General features: G+C 53.7%; 3 protein-coding genes. 1 reads left to right on the forward strand and 2 read right to left on the reverse strand.

The genetic code is table 11. The features are described 5' to 3' along the window. Positions 1 to 640 precede the first annotated feature (640 nt). Positions 641 to 1,120: a hypothetical protein gene (locus tag BLU17_RS31955; RefSeq protein WP_092006714.1), complete on the forward strand. Its 480-nt coding sequence runs from the start codon at positions 641 to 643 to the stop codon at positions 1,118 to 1,120. 117 nt (positions 1,121 to 1,237) lie between these two features. Here BLU17_RS31955 and BLU17_RS31960 read toward each other — a convergent pair whose 3' ends face one another. Both BLU17_RS31960 and BLU17_RS31965 read right to left on the reverse strand, forming a co-directional pair. Continuing rightward, positions 1,238 to 1,819, reverse strand: a complete 582-nt coding sequence (locus BLU17_RS31960; protein WP_092006717.1) for a PIN domain-containing protein — start codon at positions 1,817 to 1,819, stop codon at positions 1,238 to 1,240. Position 1,820: 1 nt separating this feature from the next. Then, positions 1,821 to 2,291: an excisionase family DNA-binding protein gene (locus BLU17_RS31965; protein ID WP_092006720.1), complete on the reverse strand. Its 471-nt coding sequence runs from the start codon at positions 2,289 to 2,291 to the stop codon at positions 1,821 to 1,823. Positions 2,292 to 2,676: the final 385 nt, after the last annotated feature.

The following is a 2,676-nucleotide window of genomic DNA, read 5'->3' on the forward strand; positions in this document are numbered from 1 at the left end:
TGCCCGAAACCTTGGCCGGCCTGCACTTCGTCATTTTCGCCGTGCTTATGCTTGTCCACTTTGCAGCCCTTAACAATAGTGCCTAACACGCTCTAGACGAACAGCTAAAACAGACGGTCCTGCCGCAATAGCAGGTCTGTTCGCGCGAACTCTCGCTTTCCGGGGATCGATTCTAGGACCTTGATCAAAAACACACTGTCAGAGTTTGCAAGGTGTGCTACGCTCGCTCGCGCCGCGCATGTCAAGGCATTCACCCTGTAAGGCGCGATGCGGCATACTGCCTGCGCAACCGAAATGACATTTGCTCCGGCAGCGTGCTGTGACCATGCCGAATGGCAGGACTGCAAAGGCAACGCTGGCCCCGACACGAGGCTATTCCCCCCTTCATGGCTTATAACGTGCGGCGCGCCTCGATTCAATCGGACAAAGGCTGAAAATCCGTCAAAGATTGTCAGGCCTCAGTGCGAGCCCCGCTTTCCATATCTCAATAATCTCATCCATTTGTGAGATAAAGCTGCCCGCAAAGCACTCCGTTGCGTCGTGCGATTACGCCGCACGATCACGGTGATACTTGAGACGAATCAGGTTTTATGTCGCTCAATGGGAATCCTATGGCTTAGTTAACGTAAGGATTCCTTTTATGGACTTTGATTTGACCAGGTTGAATCAGGCGATCGTCGGTTTGGGGCAGTGGGTAAGAGATGGTCTGGCCAGGAAGGCAGACGCTGAATCCACAGCATCCGCCCTGTCGGCTCTGAGCGACCAGATTACTTCGGTGTCGCATGCGACGTTGTCTGGAATAACAATCGAGCTTGGTCACTCTGCCCAGGCGAATGGCGGTAGAGGTATTGACGACGGAAGTTATTACCAGCTCGATTTCAGCGTCGGTTCCTCTTCCTTTAACGATTTCCAGTACACGCAAAATGCTGGCGTTCGTTCAAGGACGACACGAACCGCAACCTGGAAAAATTTCGACCGGGAACGACAACGCGCGAACGATGAAATGCTGGAGGCGCTTGGTCGAGTGTGGCCGCAGTATGCTTTCTGGTTGATGACCGGGAAAACGGACTCGGAGCACGGCCATGTGAGTCCAGATGAGAGGGGAAGCGGAGGGTCTTAGAGCTGCTTCGTCAGATTTTGGAAATGGGGCTCGTTTGCCGTGGCCTCAAATAGAGATAAGGCAATACGCCGCGCATCTAACCACTTCGTTGGGATGCCTGTGCCGCCCGGCGGAGGGCTAAATCAAATCTGACGCATCGCGTATGCGTTGGGCGGTTGAGGGAAGGCCGCTGCGTTCGAAAGCCTGCGCGAAATCCTCAACAGATGATTCGGGCTTTTTTCGCCGGGCGCGCATTTGCTTAAACGCGCCCATAGCGCCGAGTGAGTCCAGATCCCACTGATTAATAATGAATCGATCAGGGTCAACTATCTCGATCCCATATTCCGACGCAATCTCGGCCGGGAAATCGCGACGATTAGCTGTCACGATGCAATCCGCGTGACCAGCAATGGCGGCCGCAAGGACATGCCTGTCGTTAGGGTCAGGCAGCGTGAAACCTCCAATGAGAGGCGTCCACGCGGCTTTTGGCACCTCCCAATCGGGCACGGCCTCACGCATACAGTTTCGCCGAATTTCGAGTTTTCCCTTGAGGTTTGGCCGATGCTCCTCCAAAGCTGCGATCCACACGGCCTCTATCTGCTGTGTCCATTTTGCTGCAAAGAATCCTGCAGTCGCGAGACTCATCAACGCATCTGTGGTCGCGAGCGGGAATAGGACACATGCGTCAAGCAGAGCTGTATAGCGCGCGTAGCCCGCCATCTCAGTAATCCAGCCCTAATTCACGAGCATCGTCGGCCATGCGCTCAAGCGCAGCCTCTTGCTTGCCCCGCATATCGTTCCGATAGGCGATTAGGTCGTCGAAAGCGATTCGTCGGTGTGTTCCGACCATTCGATGTCGCAACTTTCCTGCTTCGATTTCCTTAATGACAAACGGGCGCGATACGTTAAGAAAATGGGCCGCCTCTACTGTGGTGAACTCTCGGTTCGCGGGACTGAGGAGAATCGAACGTCCTTCACTCATTGCTCCTAGTAATTGACCAATGAGCTTCAATGCTGCCGGTGGGACACCAACAGATGGGAGTTCTCCCTTGTCGGTTGTGACTGTGATTTCGGCTGCGCGAGAGTGATCTAGTGCTTCCATGATGCACCGTTGCGCGACGCGGGCCATTTCCATTTCGGGCTCCGTCATCGGCGGAGGCGTTACCTCTCGGAATCGATCTACGGTTCTCATTTCAATACTTCCCTCAAAAAGCAATTGGTGCCATCAGCTAAGCTGGCTTATGTGTAAGCCAGCTTAGCTGATGGCAGTCATAAATGCAATAAGTGCAATATATGAAAAAAGTGACCATTGTCCAAAAGCCTCGATAATGTGGCCCCATTAAATTGAGCAGAGCCCATCAGAAGCAGGCCTCTTGTGTTTAGCGCAAATTGGCGAGGTGCTCGGGAGCCTGGGTACATGGGGCGCGAACCTCCCGTTTTATCAAAACGCTGCCATCCGCTGTTCTACAACGTTGGCATTGCTAGAGCGTGTTAGGCACTATTGTTAAGGGCTGCAAAGTGGACAAGCATAAGCACGGCGAAAATGACGAAGTGCAGGCCGGCCAAGGTTTCGGGCA

The sequence above is a fragment of the Paraburkholderia lycopersici genome (assembly GCF_900096975.1).
GTDB classification, from domain to species: Bacteria; Pseudomonadota; Gammaproteobacteria; order Burkholderiales; family Burkholderiaceae; genus Paraburkholderia; species Paraburkholderia lycopersici.

Excerpts from the sequence above, each read along its gene's own strand:
- BLU17_RS31955 (WP_092006714.1), top strand. The coding sequence starts at position 641 with ATGGACTTTGATTTGACCAGGTTGAATCAGGCGATCGTCGGTTTGGGG.
- BLU17_RS31960 (WP_092006717.1), bottom strand. The coding sequence starts at position 1,819 with ATGGCGGGCTACGCGCGCTATACAGCTCTGCTTGACGCATGTGTCCTA.
- BLU17_RS31965 (WP_092006720.1), bottom strand. The coding sequence starts at position 2,291 with ATGAGAACCGTAGATCGATTCCGAGAGGTAACGCCTCCGCCGATGACG.